This is a genomic window from Clostridium sp. E02 (assembly GCF_003833015.1).
Taxonomy (GTDB): Bacteria; Bacillota; Clostridia; order Lachnospirales; family Lachnospiraceae; genus Lacrimispora.
Window position 1 is genome coordinate 47,242 of record NZ_RJLQ01000013.1, and the last position, 24,545, is coordinate 71,786.

Sequence of the window (24,545 nt, forward strand, 5' to 3'; positions counted from 1 at the left end):
AAATTTCTGTTTTGGGCATAAATGTCCCTTTAAGGCACACAAAGCCACAATAGTGCACATTCCATAATATCATAGCACTGTCAAGGTGTCAAGCATTTTTTACTTGTATTTCCAATAAAAGCGTGCTATACTATAAAAGATAGGCCCAATTTATAAAACGAACTATTGGAGGTATTCCCGGTGAACACATTTTTAAACGTATTATTAGTGATTCTTTTCATCGTAGTTGTGGTTCTGGCAGTCCTTTATTTTCTCGGAAAAAAGCTGGAAAAGCGTCAAGTAGAACAGCAGCAGGCTATGGAAGCTGCCGCACAGACCGTATCTATGCTGGTAATCGATAAAAAGAAATTGAAACTAAAGGATGCTGGGCTTCCCAAGCTTGTGTATGAACAGACACCAAAGTATATGCGCCGTACCAAACTGCCCATTGTAAAGGCAAAGGTTGGTCCAAAGGTGATGACACTGATTGCTGATGCAAAAGTTTTTGATGTCCTTCCCATTAAGACAGAAGCTAAGGTTGTGGTAAGTGGTATTTACATAACCGAGATCAAAAACATTCGGGGCAAAGCTGTCCCACAGGCGCCAAAAAAGAAACCGTTTTGGGACAGGTTTAAAAAGAGCGGTAAATAGAAAAGTGATATCTATCACCGGAAAATTACGTGTAGAATGCCTATAGAGCGAGTCAATTCGCCTATAGGCATTTTTTTGTTTTTCTTTTTTTATAAATGCAATAAAATATCAGACAAATCTCTTGACAAGTGCATAATCTATGCTATAATGAAGTTACAACAAGTTAGTTATCACTAACCAATGATCAAATCATAACTCTTATATAAATAAATGAATGGATATGAAAGGAGAACTACTATGTTTCAACAAATACAATTACCATATGACTATAAAGCTTTAGAACCTTATATTGATGCCCTTACCATGGAAACTCATTACTCAAAGCATCACGCAGCCTACACAAAAAATCTAAATGATGCTGCAAAAAAAGCAGGTGTGGAAGATAAGGAAATTACTTCTCTCCTCTCCTCCCTAGATCGTGTCTCTGACGAAGCATTAAGAAAATCCATACGAAACAATGGAGGTGGATTTTATAATCACAATTTATACTTTGGAATCATGAGCCCTCAAGGAGGAGGCGAACCAACTGGTGATTTAAAAACTTCCATTGACCAGGCTTTCGGAAGCTTTGGTAATTTTAAAGATAAGATAAGCGCACTGTCGGCTGGACAATTTGGATCTGGATGGGGTTGGTTGTCTACCGATCGAAGCGGGAATCTCCATCTCTCATCAAGTGCGAACCAGGATAATCCGTTGATGGATGGCAGTGGGGTGATTCCTATTCTTGGAATTGACGTTTGGGAACATGCCTATTACCTCAAATACAAGAATCTGAGAGCGGATTACATCAAAGCGTTCTTTGAAGTTGTGGACTGGAAAGCAGTGGCTGCTAACTATAGCAATGCGACTCGAGGGTAATCAAAAAAGAGGGTTCATTTAATTTAAAAAGAAGGCATACTTCCAATTGGCAGTATGCCTTCTTCTTAGTTCAACAAATGAATATCTGCGGTTGCTCTAGAGCGAACTTCCAGTACAATGTTGCACTCTGACATATGCTGATAATTGATATCAAGAGAATATGCCACTTGTACTTTTAAATTATCCTCATCTTCCTCTACCAAAATATCATTGGTATTAACTCCTATCATCAATTCTCCGTAAGGAGTTGCATAACAGGATAGATTCTTTTTTTCTTTTTCAAATGTCATATGGACACTAGATCCTCCATGTTTGATGATATCAAGACCGGATTTTTGGACCTTAATGGTGTTTTTAATGACACCCTCTAATCCTTCCTGTACCTCATCGTATAGAATGTAGTGAATGTCATTTTTATAAAAATAGTCCCCTGCCGTGATCATCTCAACCTCTTGATCATCTTTCTCTGCAATCTGCATCCCTTTGATGCTGATCAGAACGTCTCTAGTCATCGCTAACTCCTTTAGTAATCCTCAATATTGATTTGCCTGGACTCTCTCACCTGACCAGGTAGAATCGATGTTGCAAAATCAGTAAATTTATCTGCCAGATCACTGACATAAAACTGATATTTGTCTGATAGTCCCTGATCCTGTTCGCACAAAAGCCTGTTCTGCGTCAAAATCTGTTTTAATTCCAATGCAGTCTCGTAAGCTGGATTCACAAGTGTCACTTCTGGTCCCATCAATCTTGCAATTGTGGAACGAAGCAGCGGATAGTGGGTACACCCTAGTATGAGGGTATCAATATATTTGCCTTTTAATTCACTTAGATAACGAGATGCAATCTCGTCTGTCACGGAATCATGAATTAACCCTTCTTCCACCAAGGGGACAAGCAATGGGCAAGGTTTTCCAATCACTTCAACCTCTTTTTTCATCTGATTCATAACCCGGGTATACACTCCGCTTCTTATGGTTCCTTCTGTTCCTATGATTCCGACCTTTCCATTTATCGTCGCATCCAGTGCTGTCTTCGCCCCTGCATGAATCACACCAATAATCGGGATATCTAGTTCCTTTTCCACCGCCTCAAGGGCGTATGCAGTGGCTGTATTGCAGGCAATGACGATTGCTTTGACATCTTGCGTCATAAGAAAACGAATGATTTGTCTGGTAAACCGGATTACAGTATTACAAGATTTATTGCCGTACGGGACTCTTGCCGTATCTCCGAAGTAAACAATTTTTTCTTCCGGCATCTGGCGCATAATCTCCCGTGCCACCGTAAGTCCGCCGACTCCCGAATCAAAGACTCCTATGGGAGAATTTCTATCTGCCATCGTATCTTCTCCTCTTTATCTAAACTCTGTTCATTCCAAGCTCCAACAACGAATCAACCAGTTCCTCTTTCTTGATTCCAGCTTCCTCCCATAACATGGGATACATACTGATTCCAGTAAAACCAGGCATGGTATTAATCTCGTTAAATACGATAGTTCCATCTTCTTTCACAAAGAAATCCACTCTTGACAGTCCATAACCATCGACCGCCCGAAAAATGGATTCTGCTGTTTTGCGGATACCCTCTGCTGTACCTTCTAAAAGGTCCGGGTTAAGGACGGTTTTGGAACTGGAATCATGATACTTGGCATCAAAATCGTAAAATTCAGCTGTCGCTAAAATTTCTCCTACGCCAGAGGTTCTTACAGGAGTATTCCCTCCCCCCAATACCGCACATTCAATCTCCCTGCCTACAATCATTTCTTCTACTAGAATCTTCTGATCATATTTAGAAGCCTCTTGTAACGCCTTTATAAGTGCCTCTCTGTCTCCAGCACGACTGACTCCTTTGGAAGAGCCGGCGTTGGAGGGTTTTACAAAGACTGGATAGTGAAACTTCTCTTCCACTTTCTTAATAATCGGATCTATCTTCTCTAATTCATAACCATAAACTGGTATGTAATCGGCCTGTGTTACGCCCAGATGGTCTGCAATAATTTTTGTATATAGTTTATCCATAGAAATCGCAGAAGCCAATACACCGCAGCCTACATATGGGATTTTTGATAATTCCAAAAGCCCTTGTACGGTACCGTCCTCTCCTAAAAGCCCGTGCAATACCGGAAATACTACATCTACATGAATCATCTCCGCTTTCTCTCCATGCAACAGTACAACCGACTTCATGGAGGCATCTGGGGATAAAATAGCGGTTACATTCCCATTCTTCCAAGTCCCATCTTTGATTTGATTCACAGAATCTGTCTTAATCCAATGCCCTTCTTCGGTGATTCCTATGAGGAGTAAATCATATTTCTCCTGATCGATATGGTCAATTACATTGATGACAGACATGCAGGAGACCACATGCTCCGATGACTGTCCGCCATACAATACAACGACTGTGTTTTTCTTCATTCCGATCTCCTTACCAATTTCTTTTTTTTATAGCGTTTATATTATAACACATATGGTTACAATTACAAATAGATTCCAAAAAGGAGAAACCTAGAATGAAAATTAAACGCGATCTATTCTTATGTATTACATGCCTATTTCTTGCATTTATACTAACTCTTACCAATGAAAGAACCAATGACGAAGCACTTGCCGCACGAATCGCACCTGATATTCTGCGTTTTCATGTCCTTGCAAACAGTAACACCAGTGAAGACCAGAGTTTAAAATTAAAGGTACGCACCATGCTGCTCAATACCATTTATGAGGATATGGGAGAGCATGCTTCCCTAGAAGAGACAAAAGATTTCGTCCGTTCTCATCAATACATACTAGAAAAAAAAGCAGAACGCTTTATGGAACGATTTGGATACAATTATCATGCAAACCTAGAATTAACTACCTGTTATTTTCCCACCAAAACGTATGGAGATATGGTGTTTCCATGTGGAACCTACGAAGCCGTCCGGGTAATCATAGGCAAAGGAAAAGGACACAACTGGTGGTGTGTCCTCTATCCTCCCCTATGTTTTGTTGATTCATCCTATGCAGTGGTCCCCGATTCATCAAAGCAGATATTAAAACAATCCATTGATGCTGCTGATTATCAAAAGCTTAAGATGGAGAAACCAAAAATCCACATTCGAATCAAATTACTGGATCTTATTACTGAAAAAAAGATTCCTATTGATTCCCGGAAACAATAATCCCTTTGATTCCCCATTGATAGGTGTCATAGGCTTGAAACATGGTGTTATAAGCACTCTCTTTTTCCCCACGGGCCTGTAGATATGTCATCTGTGCTTGTAAATATTGAATGTTCGATATTAATTCCGACTTGGAACGCTCTGCCTTTTCCATCTCAAGTCTTGCTTTTTCAAATGCAGTACAGGACGCATCATAGGAAGACTTTGCCTGCATCAATGCCTGATAATAGGATTGCATGGTTATGATAATGTTTTGTTCTGCTTCTGAGACACTGGAATCCCGATTCTTCATTCCAGTGGATGTGTGATTGGACCCGCTGTGACGGAGGGAAATTAAGTCATAATTATTCCCGATTGCTTTTTTTGTATCCGCTTCCAGATCAATCGCTTCTAATATTTTGTCATCAATGTTTGGCAGATCTCCGATTGTGGGAGCCGCGTCTTCTGAATACCCTGTCATAAGGCAAAGAGATTGGCGCAGATTATCTACCGTACTGTTTATTTTCAAACGCGCACCATTGGCTGACAATAAATCCTTATGAGCAGACAACACATCTGCTTCCGTTGCCATACCAAGTCCCTGACTTAACTTCTGCGCTTCATATGCTGCATTGCTTAATTCTACCATTTTTTCAATCATCGCCTGATTGGCAATCGCACTCTGATAACCAATCATAATCTGATTCGCAAAATAAGTGTAGTTTTTTGCCGCAAAGACAAGATTCGATTTGAGGGAAGAATCGGAGCGGTTCATATATTCTAGTTGCCTTCCCATCTTGTAAGCATTGCTTTTTAAATCTTTCACCGTCATATTCAAGATCATGTACTGTTCCATTCCATCTTTTGTGTTTATCGCATCAGAGTCTTTTAAGTTATCCGCATCTATCTGCAGATCTCGAATCTGATTCCGCATACGTTCTTCCTGATATTTTAAGTCTCCCAGAGAATCGTTTATAGTATCTGAGGTATTCTTCATATTGGGATTAAAATAAGCAATCAGATCCGGAAGCTCATCAAATTCAATGGTTTGATCGTTGAGCCGATTCCACTGTTCCTGTGAAACACCTTCTGGAATGGGGTTTTTCTCTTCACCTGGTCCGGCGGCATAGGCTGTAATGCTTGTAAGCATTGTAAGTACAACACCCAGTGTAAATCCTTTCATCCATTTCTTTTTCATCTTATCAGCCTCCTGTTGAAGCCAGCCCATTTACCGCATTCTCATAGGTTTGGACAGCCTGTAATAAATCGAGTTCTGCAGTCTTTACAGCAATGGATTTTGTGATATAAGCATTTTGTTGTTTCTTATGGTCCAGTGGACTGATGTTTCCAACTTGAAGTTTTAGATCTGCTGTAGCCATGTTTTTGCTTTCCAAAGTATCTTCTGCAACAGCCTGCTCATAGGTTGCTTTTGCCTGTAAAACTGCCTGATATTCTTTTGCCACATCTGCGTTTATATTCTGCTCATTGCTTGCAATCGTACGATTCAATGTCTGAATTGTAAGGTCTGCAGTGGCATTCTTCCGTTTCTGTTTGTTAATCTTAAGAGTAAAGTTGTTATTTAGCGCCGTTTCCTTATCCGTATCAGGATTCATGGATTCCAGTCGTGCCATATCCACTTCGGGTACTTGTTTGATCTCAGGCGAAGCGTTGTACTTCCAACCTAACATCACACAGAGCTTCTGTTTTGTCTCCTCTATTGTGGATTTCAGTTTATCTATGGACGTCTGTGTATTCTGCATACTCTCTTGAGCACCCAATACATCAATCTGAGTTGCCGTCCCTGCGGCTTGTCTCGCCAATGTTGCCTGATAGACTGCTTGTTGCAGCTCCAAACTATTCTTTGCAGATTCTAGTTCATACGATTTTTGAAAGTAAGAGATCAAAAGGTTCTGTGCTGAAGCCACCAAATTTGCCTCTTCCTGCTGGTGAGTCAACTGGTAAACCGTAATATCTTGTACGTTTTTATCTGCCATTTCATCTGCTTGTTTCGCACTCACTGCACTTTGGGCATCCGCGATAGGATTGTCCCCCGAGATATTATTTCTAGTATCAAAGGCCGCGTCCCGGTATTGTTGGGCATAATCATCACTGGTTATCAGATCATCCTTTTTCTTATCATTAATATCTAGCTGATTTTTCTGTACCGTCACATTATATTCGTGAATCAAATCAGCTAGTTCGTCATACTCCATTACATTATCTCTAAGCTTGGCCCATACTTCCGGAGTCCGTGCAAATTCAGGACTCCCCGCCCATGCTGTGATCCCCGGTCCAGAAGCCGAAAGTACCGTCGCGATCATACAGATTCCCATCCGTTTCCATTGTCTCATTCCTAATCCTCCTTCACCGAATCCTTACTTCACTATCTATTTATTCATTTTACCATATCTGTCATAGAAATACAAAACCACATTCCTCCAAATGGGGGATCCTATAAAAGGATCCCACTTGGGTTAATCTGGCAATTCCGCTTTATCTAGCTTTCCACTCATCAAAGAATAATAAATTGGAAGCATCAATAAAGAAAGTATAGTGGAAGCGGTCAAACCGCCTACATTGACAAGCGCAAGCCCCTGCATCGTCTCTCCATTGCTTCCAATCGCCATCGCCATTGGAATCATAGCAACTACGGTGGTAAGTGTTGTCATAAGGATCGGACGAAGTCGGGTGACTCCAGCCTCAATCAGTGCAGTACGTTTATCCATAGTCTCTCGATATTGATTTACTGTATCTACATATAAAATACCTGCATTTACCACGGTACCAACCAGCATTAGAAATCCCAGCATTGTGGGCATACTGATGGCAACTCCTGCGGCCGCTAAAAATCCAAAGGAACCGATCAAACTAAACGGTATGGTAGACATAACCATAAAGGAAAACTTAGGAGATTCGAACTGGGCTGCCATAACTATAAATATCAAAAAGATTGCTGTGAGAATTGCTTTTAACAAATTCCCCAGTTCTTCTGCCATGGATTGATCTTCACTATTTTTTAATTTTGAAATCGTTCCATTTAAGTGCTTGCTTATTACCTGTTCATTAATATCCTCAATAACTTTCTTTCCTTCTGCTTTATTTTTAACTATATCAGTAAAGGATCCTGTTATGGTAACCATGTATTGTTTGTTTTTTCTTGCAATGGCAGATGGACTGTCTTCATATCCAATATCTGCGATATCAGTAAGAGCCGTATATCCGCCTGACGCTTTGGGAATGGTGATCCCCTCTACCTTATCGAGGGTATCGTAGGTATCGTCCGGATATTCCACTAATACATCTACATTTTCCCCTTTTACGTCCATAGTTGTCGCCTTAACACCACTTAGCATCTGGTTAAGCATTCCACCGACACTGGCTGGTGCAATTCCCTCCGCTGCCGCTTTGATCGGATCCACCCGAACTTTAATGACAGGTGCCGCATTTTCAATATCAGAATGCACTTTAATCAAGTCATCCCGTCCCGACAGCTCTTTTACAATCTCTGCTGACGTTTCTTTTAATTTATCTAATTGGGCACTTTGAAGAATCACTTCATAATCATGGCTTGAATTGCTGCCACTCATACTAGAACTGGAAGAGGACTGGACCGTAACATTACAATCCGGAAGCTGATTCATCTCTTTCTTCCATTTGTCTACAATCTCTTTGGTACTAAGTGTTCTCCCATCCTTTAAATAAGCAGTCAAGGAACCTTTGGCGCCTCCACTAAAGCTTAAGCCACTGCTTCCATAACTTATTTGATATGATTTTAGATCTTCCTCACTCGTCACAATTTTTTCGACTCGTTTTAAAATCGTATCTGCCTCTTCTACTTTAAGGCCTGGTCTCATCTCAACACTTACGCTAACAGTTCCTTCATCTACACTTGGCATCAACTCAAAACCAAGTTTACCAGCTAATAGAAAAGAGGCTATCAGTAAAAGCACAGAAAAAACCATAACCAGTGCTCGTCTGTCCAGGAGTTTATCAATAATATTACGATAACCATTCTGCAATATTTTTACGATCCCACTCATTGGAGAATTGTTTTTCTCTACGGGGCGGAACCGACTGTAACACAATGGAACGATGGTGATAGCAGAAAGGAAAGAAGCAAGCAAACAGAATACAATGGTGTATCCCAACGGCTTAAACATCTGACCCGTCAATCCCTCTAACAATGCCAGGGGAATAAAAACAACGCAAGTGGTTATGGTACCGCCCATTATGGATTGTAACACGGTTTTTGTTCCATCTAGTGCTGCCTCAATGTATTCCCTAAATCCCGTCCCTTTTTGTGCCCGAAAGCAGCTTTCTAGTACAACAATGGAGTTATCCACCATCATGCCTACTCCAAGAACGATACTGCTCATTGTGATTATGTTCAATGAAAAGCCCATAACTGACATAAAGATTAACGATACCAGGATCGATACAGGGATCGAACTTCCTACAATCAGGGAAGCCTTAATGTCACCAAAGAACAGGAAGATGATAATCATAGAAACAATGATAGCCATAATCATCGTTTTCGTAACACTCCCTAGTGCCGATGTAATTTGATTGCTGTTGTCATCAACCACAATCACATCAAGCCCTGGATGTTCTGTTTTTAGGGTTTTAATGGTTTTATTAACCGCCTTAGAAACGTCCACAGCACTTACTTTCTGCTGTTTATTAATGGAAAGTGTAATGGTATCTTCCCCATTATAACGGCCAATGTTTTTCTTTTCTTTCGAAGCTTCTGTAATATCAGCAATATCTTCCAGATAGATGGTCTTCCCACTTCCGGCTACGACTGGTATCTTCTTTAAGTTCTCAACCGTTTTTACATCAACACCGGTACTTACAGATAAATCTCTTTTCCCTACTCCCGTGCTTCCAGCTGGATACGTAAAATCTGCCGCTTTTACTGCCTGAGCAATAGAGTCCATGGTCAGATGATACTGATTTAACTTTTCAGGAATGAGACGAACTCTGATATATCCTTCCTGTCCACCGCTTACATTAACACTTGCAACGGAAGATATTTTTTCAAACTCTGGTACAATCTTGTCATTCACATAATTATAAAGGTTATCCTGAGTTGAATCATTCACAGACAAGGTAACGGAAGGCATCTCGTTTAAGTTAAATTCCATTACAGTTGGGGCATCCACATCATCCGGCAGTTTTATATTATCCATTTTCTTTTTCAAATCCGAATAAGCCTTATTCATGTCAGAGCCATATTGGTATTCCAGCATAACGATGGATACATTTTCCTGAGAACTAGTTTGAACATTTTTTATTCCAGAAAGTGTTCCAACGGAATCTTCAATGGGTTTCGTAACCAGTTCATTTACATCTTCCGGACTTGCACCAGCATAGGTACTACTGATTAAAAGCATCGGATAATTCATTTCTGGAATCAGTTCCATCTTAGAAGACAAAACGGAAGATAAACCAAAAACCAATAGACACAAAACAGCCAAAACAGCGGTTACGGGTCTTTTTAAAACAAATTTAGTAATTCCCATATTGCTGCCTCCTTATTGTGCTGGCTCAGATGTTTCTTCTGTGGTTTCTTCTGTGGTTTCTTTTGCAGAATCTTCTGTGGCTTTATTCGATACATTTACTTTGGATCCATCGTATAATTCACTGGACCATGTTGTAACGATTTCATCGTCAGCCACAATCCCTTCTTTTACCTCACAGTATGCTTCATCTGACAAGCCTACTGTCACAGCGTTTTCATGAACGGTTCCATCTTTATAAGAGTAAATATAGGGGATTCCGCCTTCGTAGTAAACACAATCCACAGGAACGGTTAGTACATTTTCCGCCTTCTGGGAGACAACGTTTAGTTTCACCGATGTACCAGTTGCCAAATTGGATCCTTCCGGAATGGATGCTTTCATCTTGAATAATCCGCTTTCCTTTTCAATCATGGTACTTTTTTCAGTTATGGTTCCTTCTATGTCAGATCCATTTTTTTCAATACGAATCCGTTCCCCTAGATTCAATCCGTTCATAACTCGTTCCGTAACATAGAAAGTAACTGCCTTTCCTCCCTCTCCGGAGATTACACAAACCGTTGACTGAGGAGAGATCATATCATGCAAGCTTAATTGAAAGCTTTCTACTCTTCCAGAAATAGGAGCTGTAATCTTACTGCTTTCCATTTGGTTATTATAAGCAATTTGCGCATTTTCATATTGAAGCTTTCCTGTCTTTACTTTATCCTGAAGAGATTGATAATCTGCTTCTGCTACGTCTCCTGCTGCATAGAGTACGGAATAACGGTCTAGATTCTTTTTCGCATCTTCATAACCAATCTTAGTCGTCTCCATTGTAATTCTTGATGACTCTAGTTGTTTGGTATCAACTTCGCATAGAAGCTGACCTGCTGTTACCACATCACCTGTCTTTGCTTGAATTCCGATCACTTCCCCTGAACCGAGAGGCTTTACGTATACAATGCTGTCAGGTTCAATGGTACCCATAAGTTCACTTGTCAGTTCGATATTCCGTACTTCAGGCTTACCAATCGTTACAGTAGGTGGTACAACAGCTACAATTTCATCTTTGTTCCATCCTGATATTTTAGGAATCACAAGTCCTGCTACAACAGCTACGATTATAACAGCTCCTGCAATTATAAGTATCTTTCTTTTTGTCATAATGAACTCCTTGTCTCGCTTCTACTAAGATTTTAGTTGTTATTTACAAATTCCATATTGTAGAATTTCTAATTTTTCACGGAATAATTCCTTAACTTTTTCCTTGTCTTCCAAATGATAGTAATACCAACTGATACATTCAGCCTGTGAAACAAGTATCATAGATAATATTTTACTAAATGTCTCAATCCCCTGATCCTTAAATTCAGTCTTATCTACTGCTTGGTATAGGGTCTCAATCAATAACGTCAATTGATGATCATTGCAGTTTCTTAAGTAATGAATTTCACCATACAATTTTTCTATATCTAAGATATTATGTACTAGTCGAGGCATTCTCTCTTTCGAATGATCAATACTATAATCCATAAAAGCTTCTGAAGTTTTCCATAAATTCCCCTGGTTCTTTTTGGCACAATCCAGCCAGAAAACCCGTAAACGCTCTGCTTCCTCACTTATAATATAACCGAGTAGATCCTTCTTATCGGTAAAATAAGTATAAAAACTACCTCTCGATATTCCTGCCCTTTGGATAATCTTATTAATAGAAGCCTTCTCATAGGAAACTCGGATAAATTCTTCCATCGCTGCATCATAAATCAAGTGTTTTTTTCCCTCAGACAAGTTAATAAAACGTTCCGATGGCATATTCTCACCTCTCTTTTCCTGTGTCCCTTTCAATAATCCAATGCAAAAAGGTGACAACATGTCACTTATTATAGTGACATGTTGTCACCTTGTCAAGAAAGGTTATATTTATTTTATAATTTTTCAGTTTAATTTATTTTTTCTGGTCTAAGAATTCTTTTAAGGCTTCCTCGCTTTCCTCAATCCATAAGTCTTCTTCTTCTGCATTAAAGCCAAGAAACTTAGCAAGTGTTTCTGCTGTACTGCTATTATTCCACTCCTCGATCCAGTCGTCAATCGCTTCAAATTCAATTTCACCTGTTAAATATTTTTCTTTAAATGTCATATGCCCTCGCTTTCTATTCCTTATCTTTAATATTTTTTGACACGGTAATCTCCTGATTATCTATATGCTCTCTCATCGCTTCCTTTGCATCTTCAACTTTTCGATTCCTTACCGCTTTTAAGATATTGTCATGTTCCAGTAATAATACCTGACGTTTATCCTCATCCTTTATGTATTCCAAACGATAACGATACATCTGCTCCCGTAAATTATTAATGATCTGAACTAGTTTTTCATTGCAGGTTCCTTTGTAAATGATATCATGATACGCTTCGTCTGTTTCTGCGATCTCCATGGAACTTCCGGATAATACAGCTTTGGAAAATAAGTCCTGCTTTGCCTGTAACTCTTCTACTTCTTCTACCGTCATACGCTGACAGGCAAGTTCAATGGCAAGTTCCTCCAATGATCTGCGTACTTCCAAAACATCACGAAGGCTTTTTTCTGAAATCTTAGCAACCTCTGCTCCCTTTCGTGGAATCATAAGAACCAGACCTTCCAGTTCCAATTTTCGAATGGCTTCCCGAATGGGGGTACGGCTAACTCCAAGACGGTCGGCAAGCTGAATCTCCATCAAACGCTCTCCTGGCTCTAATTCACCCTTTAAAATTGCTTGTCTCAAAGTATTAAATACCACATCTCTCAGTGGCAGATATTCATTCATATTAACCTTTAAATCATTCCCCATTGGTAACCTCCTTGGTATTATAAAAATTAGTTAAATATACTTGCTTTGCCAAATTCCGGCTTTTTCCGTAACGCATTTCTTCATAAGCATTCTCAGCTGATTTCTCACTTGTAAAAATCCCAAAAACGGTGGGTCCGCTTCCGCTCATAATGGCATTGACTGCTCCTAGTTCTTTCATCTTATCTTTGATTCTTGAAATGCCCGGATATTCAGATATGGTAACTGTTTCAAGTACATTTCCCAGTCGGTTGGATACCTGATAAATGTCACGTTTTTTAATGGCACTTATCATTCCATCTATATCTGGATGATCTTCTTTTTTCAGTCCAGCCAAATCAAGATGTTCATAGACGAACTTCGTAGATACACTAACCAGGGGTTTGGCAATGAGGACTTTGCACTGTGGCATATCCGGTAATGGAGTTAATATCTCTCCAATTCCCTCTGATAACGCAGTTCCTCTCATAATACAATAAGGAACATCCGCTCCGATCTTTACCCCTCGTTTCATTAACTGTTCTTTGGAAAGTCCCAGCTCAAACATCTTATTGACACCAAATAATACCGCTGCTGCATCACTGCTTCCTCCTGCCATTCCAGCAGAAACAGGGATAAACTTTTTTAAATGAATGCGGATTCCATGATTAATATGAAATTCATCCATTAAAAGTCTGGCCGCTTTATAAACCAGGTTATTCTCATTGACAGGCAGATAAAATAAATTAGTAATTACTTCAATTCCTGGTGTTTCTTTTAAGTAAATGTCGATTTTATCGTAAAGACCCACGGTCTGCATGATCATACGCACTTCATGATAGCCATCTTTTCGCTTACCCAAAACATCAAGTCCCAGATTAATCTTCCCATAGGCTTTTAACCCAAGATGTCGAATCATAGGCATCCATCCCTCACTTTTCTGATTTTTGGATTGTATTTTTAGATTTTTTTGTATACAGTATTTATTATATACCGAAAAAGGGAAAAGCACAAGAGTTTTATCTCTTTTATATTGCCTTAATTTTGTTAATATTTCACAAATATAAATAACTTTTATGCCTTATTTTTTTATTTGACAAATGCTGTGAGAAATGTATAATGTTCATATACCGAACGAGGGCGTTCCAAGACTGGAATTGCCCTCTTTTGCTGTTATTAAATCAAGGAGGTTGTGCTGTATGAAAAAACTGGAAATCATCATTAAACCAGAGAAGCTTGAAGACTTAAAAGCAGTTCTGGAAGGCTGCAAGGTCAATGGTCTTATGATCAGTAACGTCATGGGATATGGCAATCAAAAGGGCTACACTCAGATGTATCGGGGTACCAAATATAATGTAAACCTACTCCCTAAAGTTAAAGTCGAGACTGTGGTACCAAAAGAACTGGCTGACCCGATTATCGAAGCAGTTGTTGAAGAAATTAACACCGGCACATTCGGAGACGGTAAGATCTTTGTATACGATGTTCAAGAAGCAGTACGAATCCGCACCGGGGAACACGGTCGCGAAGCTCTGTAGTAAAAAGTATGCAGAGTATTTCTTAATTTAATACGGAATGAAATCAATTATCAATGGGGATAATCGCTTTTTTAAGCGGTTATCCCTTTTTTATTTGGCATTTCGTACATTCCATTATAAAAATCAGGAGGAGTTATGATTATGGATAATACAACATTATTAATAAATATTATGTGGACGATGCTAGGTGCATTTTTAGTCTATTTTATGCAGGCAGGATTTGCAATGGTTGAATCTGGCTTCACCCGGGCTAAAAATGCTGGTAACATCTGCATGAAAAACATGATGGACTTTGTCCTTGGATCCCTTGGCTTTTTCTTGCTGGGTTTTCCGCTTATGTTCGGACCCAGTATCGCTGGATTCTTTGGAGGCTCTGGATTTTTAATTCCTTATTCTCTCGCCGATGGCGATGGCATGTTTAACGGGCTTCCGATTGCTGTATTTATGATATTTCACACCGTATTCTGTGCAACCGCTGCCACCATTGTATCCGGTGCCATGGCAGAACGTACCAAATTTTCTTCTTACTTGGTTTACTCTGCCTGTATCAGCGTTCTGATTTATCCAGTCACTGGACACTGGATCTGGGGAGGCGGCTGGTTAACAGATCTGGGATTTCATGATTTTGCCGGATCCACTGCAGTTCATATGGTAGGTGGTGTTTGTGCTTTCGTCGGTGCTAAAATTGTTGGTCCAAGAATTGGAAAATATGACAAAGACGGAAAACCACACGCAATCCCCGGCCACAACATTCCTCTTGGAGCACTTGGTGTATTTATTCTCTGGTTCTGCTGGTTTGGTTTCAACTGTGGTTCTACCACTGCCGCGACCACAACCCTTGGAGACATTGCAATGACAACCAATCTGGCAGCCGCTGCAGCCACTTTAGTTACATTGCTATTCACCTGGAAACGATATGGAAAACCTGATGTATCTATGACTTTAAACGGTGCTCTAGCTGGGCTGGTGGCGATTACTGCAGGATGCGATGTCGTTACTCCATATGAAGCAATAATCATAGGTGCAATTGCTGGATTTGTAGTCGTACTTGCAATCGAATTTATTGACAAAGTAGTTCGGATCGATGATCCCGTCGGTGCGATTGGTGTTCATGGCTGCTGCGGACTCCTTGGAACACTCCTTACTGGCGTATTTGGAGAAGGGGTTTCTTTCCTTCCACAGCTAATCGGTGTATTAGCTGTTATGGCTTATGCTGGAGTTATGGCTTTCATTGTATTTACAATTATTAAGAAAACCATGGGGCTTCGAGTTTCCGATCAAGAACAGATCGATGGGCTGGATCTGCACGAGCACGGCATGTCTGCATACTCTGGATTCCGCATTGACAAATAATAAATCAGCTCTTATTATTTACGAAAGTCCCGGCAGGAACTGCCGGGACTTTTTATGTAGAATCAGATAAGAACTCCATTTTCTCTTCGATTTCTTTTAGTGCATCTGCGTACAGCTTCAATTCCTCAACTGCTCTTTCTTTCTTTTCTCTTTTGTAACAGATTCTGTGTTCCAGACTTGCCCAAAGATCCATGGACATAGTACGAAGCTGAATTTCTACTGGATAATACTCCATGCCGTCTGTATGGTATACTGGAACCCCAAATACAATATGATAACTCCGATATCCGTTTTCTTTTGGCTTCTTAATATAATCGCGCTCTTTAATTAATACGATATCCGTCTGTTTTCGAAGCAGGCAGACAATGGAATAAATATCTCTCACAAAGTAACAAATCACCCGGATTCCTGCAATATCAGTCAGGTAATTTCTAGCCGCCTCTGTACTTATATCCTGCTCATTTCTTAACAATTTGTTTTCGATACTTTTCTTCTGTTTGATTCTGTGTTGAATATGATGGATTGGATAATTATGTTCTTTCCTTCTATAATCATTATTAAGTACATCCACTCTCACCTGGATATTTTGTCTCGCATCTTCATAGGGCTGAATAAAACTGAGGTATTCTTCTTCGGTCATATTCCACCTCCAAAAATCTATCATCCTGAACCTTTAGTATATCCTTTTTTTGTGTCCATATCGTGTCCAAACTATAAATTCGCACGTTCCATTTTTGATTTAACTTAAAATCAAAAAGACCAGAAACTGCATTTGCAATCTCTGGCCCACTCAAAGCAAAAATTTATTTTAATTCATTGGTATCTTTCTCGTTTTTGTGTTCATCCCCTTTTGCTAAAAGAATGCTGTTTACCGGTTCATCCCCATTCTCTGCAAACAACGGTCTTAACTCGTCGTCCTCGCTCCGCTCCTCTTTTGGTGTATACCGATCAAATACCGGAGTCAGCATATAAGAATTTATGAATGCAACCAATGGAAATCCAAAAAGCATAAATACCATTAAAACAGGTGGAATCAAGAACACAAATCCTGCTGCCACCAATGCTCCATCAATTACAATAATTCCAATGGTACGGAATAAATGACGAAGTGACATAAAAAATGCATTAAAAAACGTCCGTCGAATCCCATTGTAAAATCTTGATTGAAGCGGAAATATGTACGTCGCAACTGCCAGATAAATCAGCCCCATCGCAAGGAATATGGTAAGCATAACCGTCTTAACCACCGTCGATCCTGTAAACAAACGGGTAAAGAAATACATGTCCACTCCCAAAATAGCGCCCAGCACCAATAAGATCAGCCAGATCAAAGTGGCCTGCTTAAAGTTTTCCTTAAACGACTTAAAAAAAGATCGGATGGTATATCCATCCTCATCTCTGGCAAGTTTCAGTGTTACATAATACACCGCTGTCGTAGATGCCCCCATGGTAACAATGGGAATACTGCATATAAACCATAAAATATTTAGTATAATCAGATCTCCAAATTTACCAATAAAGCGCCAGACCGGATTATCATAATTAAATAAACCAGAAAACATATGTCATTCCCCTTCTCTATAGAGTCAAAGTTATTATAGCGGATATGTGAATAAAAAGCAAATATTCTTGATTTTTTTATTAATTTTTATAATTATTAAGGATGTATTTCGTAGATCCTGTGGTATAATCAGTTCATTGGTAGTAATTACACAAGGAAAGAGGCGTGAGATATGACCCCTTACGAAGACAAAAAGTTCAAAGATACCCTACTAGAAGAAAAAAAGAAACTGAAAGATATGACTTTCAAAAATAAGATGTGGTACATATGGGAATATTATAAAATTCCCATCATTGGTGTTATCGTAACCGTGTCCCTTGCCGTTTCCATCGGTTCTGCTGTTTTAAACAACCGACACGAGACAGCGCTTTCTTGCGTCATATTAAACAGCCAGTCCGACAGCCAACAGGATCTGGTCGGTGAATATTTTGATCCGGGATTTCGTCAGTACATTGAACTGCCTGAGGAGGTTGAAATCGATGTGGACCATACCATGTCTTTGAGTTTTGATGAATCCGAGATGAATGAATTCACCTATGCAGAGATGGCTAAACTGTCTGCCATGATTACAAGCAAAGAACTCGATGTCATGATTGCAAAAGAAGATAGCATCGATCACTTTGGACAGATGGGAGGCTTCTACGATTTCAAAGAACTGCTTCCCCCTGATGTCTATGACAAGGTGAAGGATAATCTCTATCTTGTAACCAATCAGGAAACTGGAGAAACAGCCGCTTATGGTCTAAAGTTAACGGATACGGATTTTTTGAAAAAAACCGGCCTTCGGATGAAGGAGCCAATTCTGTCTGTTTTAATTAACTCCACCCATACAGACACTGCGCTCCAGCTAATTCGTTATGTGTACGGGCTATAAGATGAAATCCCAATTTTTCCAAAAGGCGTACAGAGAAATAATTTTCATCACTCACCCTTGCATAGACTTGATCTGTAAATCGAGAGGCATAGGATAACATCGATCGGCAAGCCTCCGTCCCATATCCCCGATTCCTATAAGGAGAAAAAATGTGATACCCTAGTTCAAGCGGGGTATCATTTTTATTTAAATGGTTCTGCCACACCGCTTCGTTGTCAGATTCCATCGGAAAAATCCCACCAACTCCAAGAATCGTTTTTCTATCTTTATCCCAGATTGCCCATAGCCCATATTCATAAAACCCATACTGATATTTGATATAATCTCTTAGTGTGTCTTCCCCACAAACAATGCTTCCTGCCTCTGTCATTTGTAATTCCGCTGGCAAAAGTAACCTGTCTTTTTGTTCAAATTCCCGAATAACAAGTCGCCTGGTGAGTGCAATTTCAAAGGGAATTCCCATCGCTCTTCTAACTGCCTGATCTAGAATGCAGTCATTGACATCCTCCATGGATTCCACTAGATATAATGCCATAGAAAGACACTGGTTTTTCTGATTCCGGTCCCACAAACCAATAACAGCCCTGCCTTCTGCAACGGCAGAACACAGGGCCTCATATTCATCGGATATGGTAACACGGTAGGTCTTTCCTTCTACGTCAATCTCCCGTTCCCATATCATCTCTTTATACTGTCTCCGGTTCCGTATACTCTTCACCGAAGGTTTCAACTGTCATAGTTTTTATCTTCTGTTCCTTCATTGGACGGTCATTGTAATCCGTCTTTTCATCTGCTATCCGATTCACAATATCCATACCTTCGGTCACTTTGCCAAACGCTGCATAGGAACCATCTAAATGTGGGGAGAGCTTATGCATGATAAAAAACTGAGATCCACCGGAATCTGGATGCATGGCTCTAGCCATGGAAAGAACCCCTTCGGAATGCTTTAAATCATTGTCCACTCCGTTCTGGATAAATTCGCCCTTGATTGAGTAACCTGGTCCGCCTGTTCCAGTCCCTTCCGGACATCCACCTTGTATCATAAATCCATGAATGACTCTGTGGAAAATCAGTTCGTCATAAAACCCCTTCTTTATCAGACTAATAAAATTATTGACTGTGTTTGGTGCAATCTCTGGATACAGCTCCGCTTTCATTACATCGCCGTTTTCCATAGTGATTGTTACAACCGGATTTTTCATGTTATTCTCCCTTTCTCGCGTAATTATTCGCACATGAATGTATTTTATCAAATCCATTCATTTTTGTAAAGCTGTTCATACTTTGTTTAAACTTCATTCAAAAACCTTTTACACAAATATCATTATTTCTTCATGTTTCTTAGATATACTAATAATATAGAAAAACAATATTTGAATTATTTTTTTCATAATACTTGAGCTGATAATTTATTATCAGCTCTCCTCCCTTTTTGAATAACTTTCTAAGAGCTGTCTCACAAATTCACGTGGGCAGCTCTTTTTTATAATTTTTAAAGTGGTCCCAGATCCGTCCGCTTTGCTTGATTGATTTATTTATATCTGTCTTTAAGCCCAGTTGTTGCTACTTGAATATTATCATATGCTTTAAAATAGTACTGACAATCAGAGGTATAATGCCTTCTTTAATTCATTTATGCAAGTCACCGGCTTTTTGCATGTACCATTCTGACATATATAGTATTGCGCACCAGTCTCTGGTATAGGATAATCTTTTGTAAACGGTGCTATTTTCGAGAGAACGTTCTGATTCTCCCCTGTCTTTAAAAGTATGCTCATTCCTGGCATGCGCAGATTCTTTAGCTGTAAAAGCTCTTTTTGTGTGGTATCTCGAAACGTAACTGCCACAATTTCTACCGTAGGATAAAGGATTGTCTGCAAACTTAAGAGTGAAAAACAAAAGTTAGCTGGACTGGCATTTATCTCTTTCATCAGATATTTCATCTGCTTTGTTAAAACCTCTTGCCATGTAACCTCCCCAGTCAGATGATAAAGTCTGGATAAAACATAGGCTGCTACTGAATTACCAGATGGCAATGCACCATCATAACATTCTTTTGGCCGACTGATCAATGCCTCTCTGTCATGGGCATACATATAGAATCCCCCCTGTTTTTGATCGAAAAACAAGGTTATCATGAAATGAGATAACTGAATTGCTTTTTCGAGATAGGCCGGATCCAATGTAGCATCGTATTGTTCCAACAACCCAAATATATAGAATGCATAATCATCAAGCTGTCCGTCATAAGCCGCGTCACCATCTCGGTAACGCACAAACAATCTTCCTTCTGAATTTGTTAAATTCTCTTCTAGAAATTTCTCGGCTCTTTGAGCCGCCTTTCCATACCGCTCATCTGAAAACACTTGGCTGGCTTTTGCCATGGCTCCGATCATAAGTCCATTCCATGAAGTTAGAATCTTATCATCCAAATGGAGTTTGGTTCTTTTCTCCCGATACGAGAAAAGGCGTTCATTCCCCTTCTGAATCGTTTCATTTGTCTTCTTATATTCTTTATTCCCAATTAAGTTTAAGATATTTTCCCCTTCAAAGTTCCCCTCTTTTGTAATACCATACCAACGGATAAATTCCTCTGCTTGATCTCCTAGTATTTTCCGTACCTCTTCCTCTTTAAATGTATAGAACTTTCCTTCCACACCTTCACTGTCTGCATCCTGCCCACAAGTAAATCCGCCACCTTCATCGGTCAGGGTATTCATAACATAAGATAAAATCCCCTGAGCCACATTTTTATAAAAATCATCCTTTGTAATAAGACTGGCTTCTAAATAGGTGTAAGCAAGCAAGGCATTGTCGTATAGCATTTTTTCAAAATGAGGAATCAGCCATTTTTCATCGGTGGAATAACGGGAAAACCCACCTCCCAGATGATCATAAATTCCACCTCGATACATCTGTCTTAATGTTTTTTCCACCATGGAACGCGAACTGGTGTCTTTTTCATAATAGGAGTGGCGGAGTAAGAAGAGCAGATTATGCCCCATTGGAAACTTAGGCGATCTGGAAAAACCACCCCACGTTTTATCAAACGATTGGTTAAGCTGATAGCATCCAGTTAGAAGCAGTTGTCTGTCCGGTTTCTTTTTTTCTTGCTCGTCCGTTTCAACTGAATGGTTTAAAAACTCTGTGATTTCATCCCCTGCTTTTAACAGCCTGTCTCTTTCTTCTTTCCAAAGCCGCCCAATGGATTCTAATACATCCAGCAGACCGGGAGACCCCCATCTGGCATGTTTGGGCAAATAGGTGCACGCATAAAAGGGTTTTTGATCCGGAGTCATAAAAATGGTTAAAGGCCAGCCTCCTGATCCAGTGAGCCTCTGGCAAACACTCATATACACCGCATCGATGTCTGGTCGTTCTTCCCGATCGACTTTAATTGCTATATAATCTTGATTCAATGCGATAGCTGCTTCTTGGTCTTCAAAGGATTCGTGTGCCATCACGTGGCACCAATGACAAGTTGAGTAGCCGATGCTTAAGAAAATCGGCTTATTTTCCTCCTTCGCCTTTTGAAATGCTTCTTCTCCCCAAGGATACCAGTTTACTGGGTTGTATTGATGTTGTAGAAGATAGGGCGATTTTTCATTTGATAATTTATTGGGTATCTTGCTAGTTGTCATAGGGCATCACCTCCTTAAATAAAGATACAACCTTATTATACCCATTAAAAAAGTGACTATGTAAGCCACATAGCCACTAATTTTTATTTCTTTGCATGTTGCAAAAGATATGGAATTCTTTTCTATCGATTGTCATTTTTAGGAACCGTTACTTCTTTCATAAGAAAAATCAGCGCAACGATGTTAGGAATAGCCATAAGACCATTCCAAATATCAGAAAATTCCCATACTGTCTCTAATTTTGCAAGGCACCCTGCAAATACGGCACCCAAATACAGTCCAGTATAGACTTTCCCTCGTAAAATCCGCTGGACCAGATAGAATTTCCCTCTAATTTTCAGACTCTCAGCCAGATATCCGGCTGCCTGCCGCCCCAGATAATACCAGGCGATGATAGTCGCAAAGGCAAACACAAGCATAGAAGCGGAAACTACATTCTGCCCCAGACCACCAAGTCGTTTGGAGAAGCTGTATGCAGTCAGTGCGGCGCCATCATATCCAGAAGCAGCCGTATTTCCATCTGTCATACAAAGAATAACAAGTCCTGTCATGGTACAGATTAGTATGGTATCAAAAAAAACTTCAAACATGGCCCACATCCCTTGTTCTTCAGGTGTGGTATCCTCTGCTGCCCCATGCAAAACGGCCATACTGCCCAGTCCTGCCTCGTTGGAAAAAACGCCACGGGATATCCCATACTGCAGACTTTTGCTGATTCCATATCCTGCTGTTCCCGATACCAGAGAGACTGGGCGAAATGCATCTTTAAAAATACATTCAAAAATATAAGGAATTTTATCATAACAGGACATAATAATAACCATAGAAAAAAGCATATAGATTCCGGCAGCCAGTGGGATTAACCGTTCCGATACAAAGGCAATTCTTCCAATTCCGCCAATGACTACAAATAAAACAAGAACAGTCAGAAAAATCCCAACCGGAAGGGATGGCATTTGAAACGCATAATTTAAGGTATCTGCAATGGAATTTGACTGGACCATACTTCCCATTCCCAAAGATACCATGATACAGAGAAAACTATAGAGCATACCAAGATATGGCAGTTTCAATCCTTTTTCCAGGTACACCATGGGACCGCAGACCCACTGACCATTTCCATTTCGGTAACGATAACGGATCCCCAGCATGGTTTCTGCATATCCTGTCATCATACCAATCCCTGCCGATACCCACATCCAAAACAAGGCACCCGGTCCACCGGCTGTCAAGGCAGTGGCAACACCAACGATATTACCGGTTCCAATGGTGGCTGCCAGAGCGGTACAAGCTGTTTGGAATTTAGTGACTTCCCCTGTTTTTTCACCACTTTCTTCCTGTATGCTTCCAATGGTATGTTTCCACCAATATGGCAGTTTCCGTACTTGAAAAAAACCTGTTTTCAGCGTATAAAAGATACCTATGCCCAAAAAAGCGAACAATAGCCACGGTCCCCATACCAGTTCATGTATGGTATGTATCATCCAATCAGCTCCCTAACACTCTCTCTAACACATATTCGTCCCAACCACATAGTATGAAAATTTCCAATAATTTTTGCACAAAATAAAATAACATATGTTATAATCAAACTAATAGTTTCAGAATTTATTCCAATGCGAGGTGAATAATATGCCCGGTTTTACCACCCACTACCTTTTGGGAGTCAGGGTTTTTAGCGACATTCCAAACAATCCATTAAAGCGAATCATATCCAAATACCGTTGGCTCTATCAGCTTGGTCTCCAAGGTCCGGATATCTTTTTTTATAATATACCCATTATCCGTCATAGGGATTATCGCAATGTGGGATCCTATATGCATGAAAATCACGTAAATGAATTTTTTGTCAATTCTCTAAACTACCTGTCCCAAATTGAATCCAGACAGCAAAGAGAACAGGCGATTGCCTATTTAAGCGGTTTTTTCTGTCATTACATCGGGGACTCCATTTGTCATCCCTATGTATACGGTAGAATTGAATGTAATGTAAATCATATAAGCAATTACCACCACGGTCTTCATGCCATGCTGGAAAACGATATTGATTCTTTGTTATTGATGAAATATAAAAAGAAAAAGCCTTCCCAGTTTAATCAGGCGGCTACGATATGTTTGAATGGGCAGGAAATGCAGTTTATCTCTGGGTTTCTGTCTAAGTGCATCAATGAAACTTATTACCCGATAAAAGACGGGAACAATTATAATGTTACTTCAAAGATGGTATCTCGTTCTATTCTTGCCATACGACTGGGCTGCCGAACTCTAGCTGATCCCAACAGTCGTAAAAAGAACAGCATTGAATTTATTGAATCCTTATTTCTACGTACTCCCATTGCATCTAGAAAACTGGTGACCGATATCACGCCAAATCCAGTGATCACCTTTAATCTAAAACACGAGACATGGTATAACCCCTGGGATAATCGACTGGCCTCAAACGCATCCTTTCCCGATTTGTTCCACTATTCTATGACCAAATGCAGCAATGTTTTTTACCGATTTAATGAAGAGCTGATTTCTCCCATTCCTTTAAGAAATCTAGATCACCATAAGCTGTTAAAAGAATTGGGCAACTATTCTTATCACAGCGGTTTGGCTGTTGATTAGACCTATTTCCCTGATACAACAAAAAACATG

24 protein-coding genes are annotated in these 24,545 nt (G+C 39.9%); 7 read left to right on the top strand and 17 right to left on the bottom strand.

Features of this window, described 5'->3' with window-relative positions; all coding sequences use genetic code 11:
- Window positions 1-180: 180 nt before the first annotated feature.
- Together EFT72_RS11215 and EFT72_RS11220 are read left to right on the top strand one after the other, a co-directional pair.
- Window positions 181-630, top strand: coding sequence for a hypothetical protein (locus EFT72_RS11215; protein WP_124067007.1), 450 nt, complete (start codon window positions 181-183; stop codon window positions 628-630).
- Window positions 631-867: 237 nt separating this feature from the next.
- Complete coding sequence (locus tag EFT72_RS11220; protein WP_124067008.1) at window positions 868-1,488, top strand: superoxide dismutase; 621 nt, start codon at window positions 868-870, stop codon at window positions 1,486-1,488.
- A gap of 65 nt (window positions 1,489-1,553) precedes the next feature.
- Here EFT72_RS11220 and EFT72_RS11225 read toward each other — a convergent pair whose 3' ends face one another.
- The 3 genes from EFT72_RS11225 to EFT72_RS11235 are packed head-to-tail and all read right to left on the bottom strand — an operon-like array spanning window position 1,554 to window position 3,908.
- Window positions 1,554-2,000 carry a DUF1934 domain-containing protein gene (locus EFT72_RS11225; protein WP_124067009.1) on the bottom strand — a complete coding sequence of 149 codons (447 nt, stop codon included), beginning with the start codon at window positions 1,998-2,000 and terminating at the stop codon, window positions 1,554-1,556.
- Window positions 2,001-2,011: 11 nt separating this feature from the next.
- Window positions 2,012-2,830, bottom strand: a complete 819-nt coding sequence (murI, locus tag EFT72_RS11230) for a glutamate racemase (protein WP_124067010.1) — start codon at window positions 2,828-2,830, stop codon at window positions 2,012-2,014.
- A 19-nt stretch (window positions 2,831-2,849) separates the two neighbouring features.
- Complete coding sequence (locus tag EFT72_RS11235) at window positions 2,850-3,908, bottom strand: D-alanine--D-alanine ligase family protein (RefSeq protein ID WP_124067011.1); 1,059 nt, start codon at window positions 3,906-3,908, stop codon at window positions 2,850-2,852.
- Between the two features lie 95 nt (window positions 3,909-4,003).
- Between EFT72_RS11235 and spoIIR the strand changes: the two genes are divergently transcribed.
- Entirely contained in the window at window positions 4,004-4,654 is a 651-nt protein-coding gene (spoIIR, locus tag EFT72_RS11240; RefSeq protein WP_124067012.1) for a stage II sporulation protein R, read from the top strand.
- On the opposite strand, the gene EFT72_RS11245 is transcribed toward spoIIR, so the two are convergent.
- The 8 genes from EFT72_RS11245 to ispE all read right to left on the bottom strand — a co-directional run bounded on the left by EFT72_RS11245 (window position 4,632) and on the right by ispE (window position 13,854).
- Window positions 4,632-5,831, bottom strand: a complete 1,200-nt coding sequence (locus tag EFT72_RS11245) for a TolC family protein (protein WP_124067013.1) — start codon at window positions 5,829-5,831, stop codon at window positions 4,632-4,634. The genes spoIIR and EFT72_RS11245 overlap by 23 nt on opposite strands.
- 4 nt (window positions 5,832-5,835) lie before the next feature.
- Window positions 5,836-6,984 (bottom strand): TolC family protein, encoded by a 1,149-nt coding sequence (locus tag EFT72_RS11250; RefSeq protein WP_124067014.1) that lies wholly within the window; start codon window positions 6,982-6,984, stop codon window positions 5,836-5,838.
- Between the two features lie 123 nt (window positions 6,985-7,107).
- Entirely contained in the window at window positions 7,108-10,155 is a 3,048-nt protein-coding gene (locus EFT72_RS11255) for an efflux RND transporter permease subunit (protein WP_124067015.1), read from the bottom strand.
- A 12-nt stretch (window positions 10,156-10,167) separates the two neighbouring features.
- Window positions 10,168-11,298 carry an efflux RND transporter periplasmic adaptor subunit gene (locus tag EFT72_RS11260; protein ID WP_124067016.1) on the bottom strand — a complete coding sequence of 377 codons (1,131 nt, stop codon included), beginning with the start codon at window positions 11,296-11,298 and terminating at the stop codon, window positions 10,168-10,170.
- Window positions 11,299-11,337: 39 nt separating this feature from the next.
- Window positions 11,338-11,946 carry a TetR/AcrR family transcriptional regulator gene (locus EFT72_RS11265; protein ID WP_124067017.1) on the bottom strand — a complete coding sequence of 203 codons (609 nt, stop codon included), beginning with the start codon at window positions 11,944-11,946 and terminating at the stop codon, window positions 11,338-11,340.
- Between the two features lie 133 nt (window positions 11,947-12,079).
- The gene (locus EFT72_RS11270) at window positions 12,080-12,271 is read right to left on the bottom strand and encodes a hypothetical protein (protein ID WP_124067018.1); all 192 of its coding nucleotides are present in this window, start codon (window positions 12,269-12,271) and stop codon (window positions 12,080-12,082) included.
- 13 nt (window positions 12,272-12,284) lie between these two features.
- Window positions 12,285-12,959, bottom strand: coding sequence for a GntR family transcriptional regulator (locus tag EFT72_RS11275; RefSeq protein ID WP_124067019.1), 675 nt, complete (start codon window positions 12,957-12,959; stop codon window positions 12,285-12,287).
- Window positions 12,949-13,854, bottom strand: a complete 906-nt coding sequence (gene ispE, locus EFT72_RS11280) for a 4-(cytidine 5'-diphospho)-2-C-methyl-D-erythritol kinase (protein ID WP_164473137.1) — start codon at window positions 13,852-13,854, stop codon at window positions 12,949-12,951. The genes EFT72_RS11275 and ispE overlap by 11 nt, the downstream gene beginning before the upstream one ends.
- Before the next feature lie 280 nt (window positions 13,855-14,134).
- Between ispE and EFT72_RS11285 the strand changes: the two genes are divergently transcribed.
- A complete protein-coding gene (locus tag EFT72_RS11285; protein WP_124067021.1) occupies window positions 14,135-14,473 on the top strand; it encodes a P-II family nitrogen regulator in 339 nt (112 codons plus the stop codon).
- A gap of 141 nt (window positions 14,474-14,614) precedes the next feature.
- The gene (locus EFT72_RS11290; RefSeq protein ID WP_124067022.1) at window positions 14,615-15,826 is read left to right on the top strand and encodes an ammonium transporter; all 1,212 of its coding nucleotides are present in this window, start codon (window positions 14,615-14,617) and stop codon (window positions 15,824-15,826) included.
- Between the two features lie 52 nt (window positions 15,827-15,878).
- Here EFT72_RS11290 and EFT72_RS11295 read toward each other — a convergent pair whose 3' ends face one another.
- On the bottom strand, window positions 15,879-16,466 hold the full coding sequence (locus EFT72_RS11295) for a (p)ppGpp synthetase (RefSeq protein ID WP_124067023.1): 588 nt from the start codon (window positions 16,464-16,466) through the stop codon (window positions 15,879-15,881).
- A gap of 163 nt (window positions 16,467-16,629) precedes the next feature.
- Window positions 16,630-17,388, bottom strand: coding sequence for a YesL family protein (locus EFT72_RS11300; RefSeq protein WP_124067024.1), 759 nt, complete (start codon window positions 17,386-17,388; stop codon window positions 16,630-16,632).
- 171 nt (window positions 17,389-17,559) lie between these two features.
- On the opposite strand from EFT72_RS11300, the gene EFT72_RS11305 reads away from it, so the two are divergent.
- Window positions 17,560-18,261, top strand: coding sequence for a hypothetical protein (locus EFT72_RS11305; RefSeq protein WP_124067025.1), 702 nt, complete (start codon window positions 17,560-17,562; stop codon window positions 18,259-18,261).
- Here EFT72_RS11305 and EFT72_RS11310 read toward each other — a convergent pair.
- From EFT72_RS11310 to EFT72_RS11325, 4 genes are all read right to left on the bottom strand, one after another.
- Window positions 18,203-18,943 carry a GNAT family N-acetyltransferase gene (locus EFT72_RS11310; RefSeq protein ID WP_124067026.1) on the bottom strand — a complete coding sequence of 247 codons (741 nt, stop codon included), beginning with the start codon at window positions 18,941-18,943 and terminating at the stop codon, window positions 18,203-18,205. The genes EFT72_RS11305 and EFT72_RS11310 overlap by 59 nt on opposite strands.
- Window positions 18,944-18,947: 4 nt before the next feature.
- A complete protein-coding gene (locus tag EFT72_RS11315) occupies window positions 18,948-19,466 on the bottom strand; it encodes a peptidylprolyl isomerase (protein WP_124067027.1) in 519 nt (172 codons plus the stop codon).
- Window positions 19,467-19,868: 402 nt separating this feature from the next.
- Window positions 19,869-21,905 carry a thioredoxin domain-containing protein gene (locus EFT72_RS11320; protein WP_124067028.1) on the bottom strand — a complete coding sequence of 679 codons (2,037 nt, stop codon included), beginning with the start codon at window positions 21,903-21,905 and terminating at the stop codon, window positions 19,869-19,871.
- A 122-nt stretch (window positions 21,906-22,027) separates the two neighbouring features.
- Window positions 22,028-23,389: a sodium:alanine symporter family protein gene (locus EFT72_RS11325; protein WP_124067029.1), complete on the bottom strand. Its 1,362-nt coding sequence runs from the start codon at window positions 23,387-23,389 to the stop codon at window positions 22,028-22,030.
- A gap of 148 nt (window positions 23,390-23,537) precedes the next feature.
- Between EFT72_RS11325 and EFT72_RS11330 the strand changes: the two genes are divergently transcribed.
- Window positions 23,538-24,515, top strand: coding sequence for a zinc dependent phospholipase C family protein (locus EFT72_RS11330; protein ID WP_124067030.1), 978 nt, complete (start codon window positions 23,538-23,540; stop codon window positions 24,513-24,515).
- The last annotated feature ends 30 nt before the right edge of the window (window positions 24,516-24,545 follow it).

Coding starts and splice junctions, on each gene's coding strand:
- EFT72_RS11250 (WP_124067014.1), bottom strand. CDS start 6,984: ATGAGACAATGGAAACGGATGGGAATCTGTATGATCGCGACGGTACTT.
- EFT72_RS11255 (WP_124067015.1), bottom strand. CDS start 10,155: ATGGGAATTACTAAATTTGTTTTAAAAAGACCCGTAACCGCTGTTTTG.
- EFT72_RS11285 (WP_124067021.1), top strand. CDS start 14,135: ATGAAAAAACTGGAAATCATCATTAAACCAGAGAAGCTTGAAGACTTA.
- ispE (WP_164473137.1), bottom strand. CDS start 13,854: ATGATTCGACATCTTGGGTTAAAAGCCTATGGGAAGATTAATCTGGGA.
- EFT72_RS11325 (WP_124067029.1), bottom strand. CDS start 23,389: ATGATACATACCATACATGAACTGGTATGGGGACCGTGGCTATTGTTC.
- EFT72_RS11260 (WP_124067016.1), bottom strand. CDS start 11,298: ATGACAAAAAGAAAGATACTTATAATTGCAGGAGCTGTTATAATCGTA.
- murI (WP_124067010.1), bottom strand. CDS start 2,830: ATGGCAGATAGAAATTCTCCCATAGGAGTCTTTGATTCGGGAGTCGGC.
- EFT72_RS11290 (WP_124067022.1), top strand. CDS start 14,615: ATGGATAATACAACATTATTAATAAATATTATGTGGACGATGCTAGGT.
- EFT72_RS11320 (WP_124067028.1), bottom strand. CDS start 21,905: ATGACAACTAGCAAGATACCCAATAAATTATCAAATGAAAAATCGCCC.
- EFT72_RS11315 (WP_124067027.1), bottom strand. CDS start 19,466: ATGAAAAATCCGGTTGTAACAATCACTATGGAAAACGGCGATGTAATG.
- EFT72_RS11305 (WP_124067025.1), top strand. CDS start 17,560: ATGACCCCTTACGAAGACAAAAAGTTCAAAGATACCCTACTAGAAGAA.
- EFT72_RS11270 (WP_124067018.1), bottom strand. CDS start 12,271: ATGACATTTAAAGAAAAATATTTAACAGGTGAAATTGAATTTGAAGCG.
- EFT72_RS11225 (WP_124067009.1), bottom strand. CDS start 2,000: ATGACTAGAGACGTTCTGATCAGCATCAAAGGGATGCAGATTGCAGAG.
- EFT72_RS11330 (WP_124067030.1), top strand. CDS start 23,538: ATGCCCGGTTTTACCACCCACTACCTTTTGGGAGTCAGGGTTTTTAGC.
- EFT72_RS11265 (WP_124067017.1), bottom strand. CDS start 11,946: ATGCCATCGGAACGTTTTATTAACTTGTCTGAGGGAAAAAAACACTTG.
- EFT72_RS11310 (WP_124067026.1), bottom strand. CDS start 18,943: ATGATATGGGAACGGGAGATTGACGTAGAAGGAAAGACCTACCGTGTT.
- EFT72_RS11235 (WP_124067011.1), bottom strand. CDS start 3,908: ATGAAGAAAAACACAGTCGTTGTATTGTATGGCGGACAGTCATCGGAG.
- spoIIR (WP_124067012.1), top strand. CDS start 4,004: ATGAAAATTAAACGCGATCTATTCTTATGTATTACATGCCTATTTCTT.
- EFT72_RS11295 (WP_124067023.1), bottom strand. CDS start 16,466: ATGACCGAAGAAGAATACCTCAGTTTTATTCAGCCCTATGAAGATGCG.
- EFT72_RS11300 (WP_124067024.1), bottom strand. CDS start 17,388: ATGTTTTCTGGTTTATTTAATTATGATAATCCGGTCTGGCGCTTTATT.
- EFT72_RS11220 (WP_124067008.1), top strand. CDS start 868: ATGTTTCAACAAATACAATTACCATATGACTATAAAGCTTTAGAACCT.
- EFT72_RS11275 (WP_124067019.1), bottom strand. CDS start 12,959: ATGGGGAATGATTTAAAGGTTAATATGAATGAATATCTGCCACTGAGA.
- EFT72_RS11245 (WP_124067013.1), bottom strand. CDS start 5,831: ATGAAAAAGAAATGGATGAAAGGATTTACACTGGGTGTTGTACTTACA.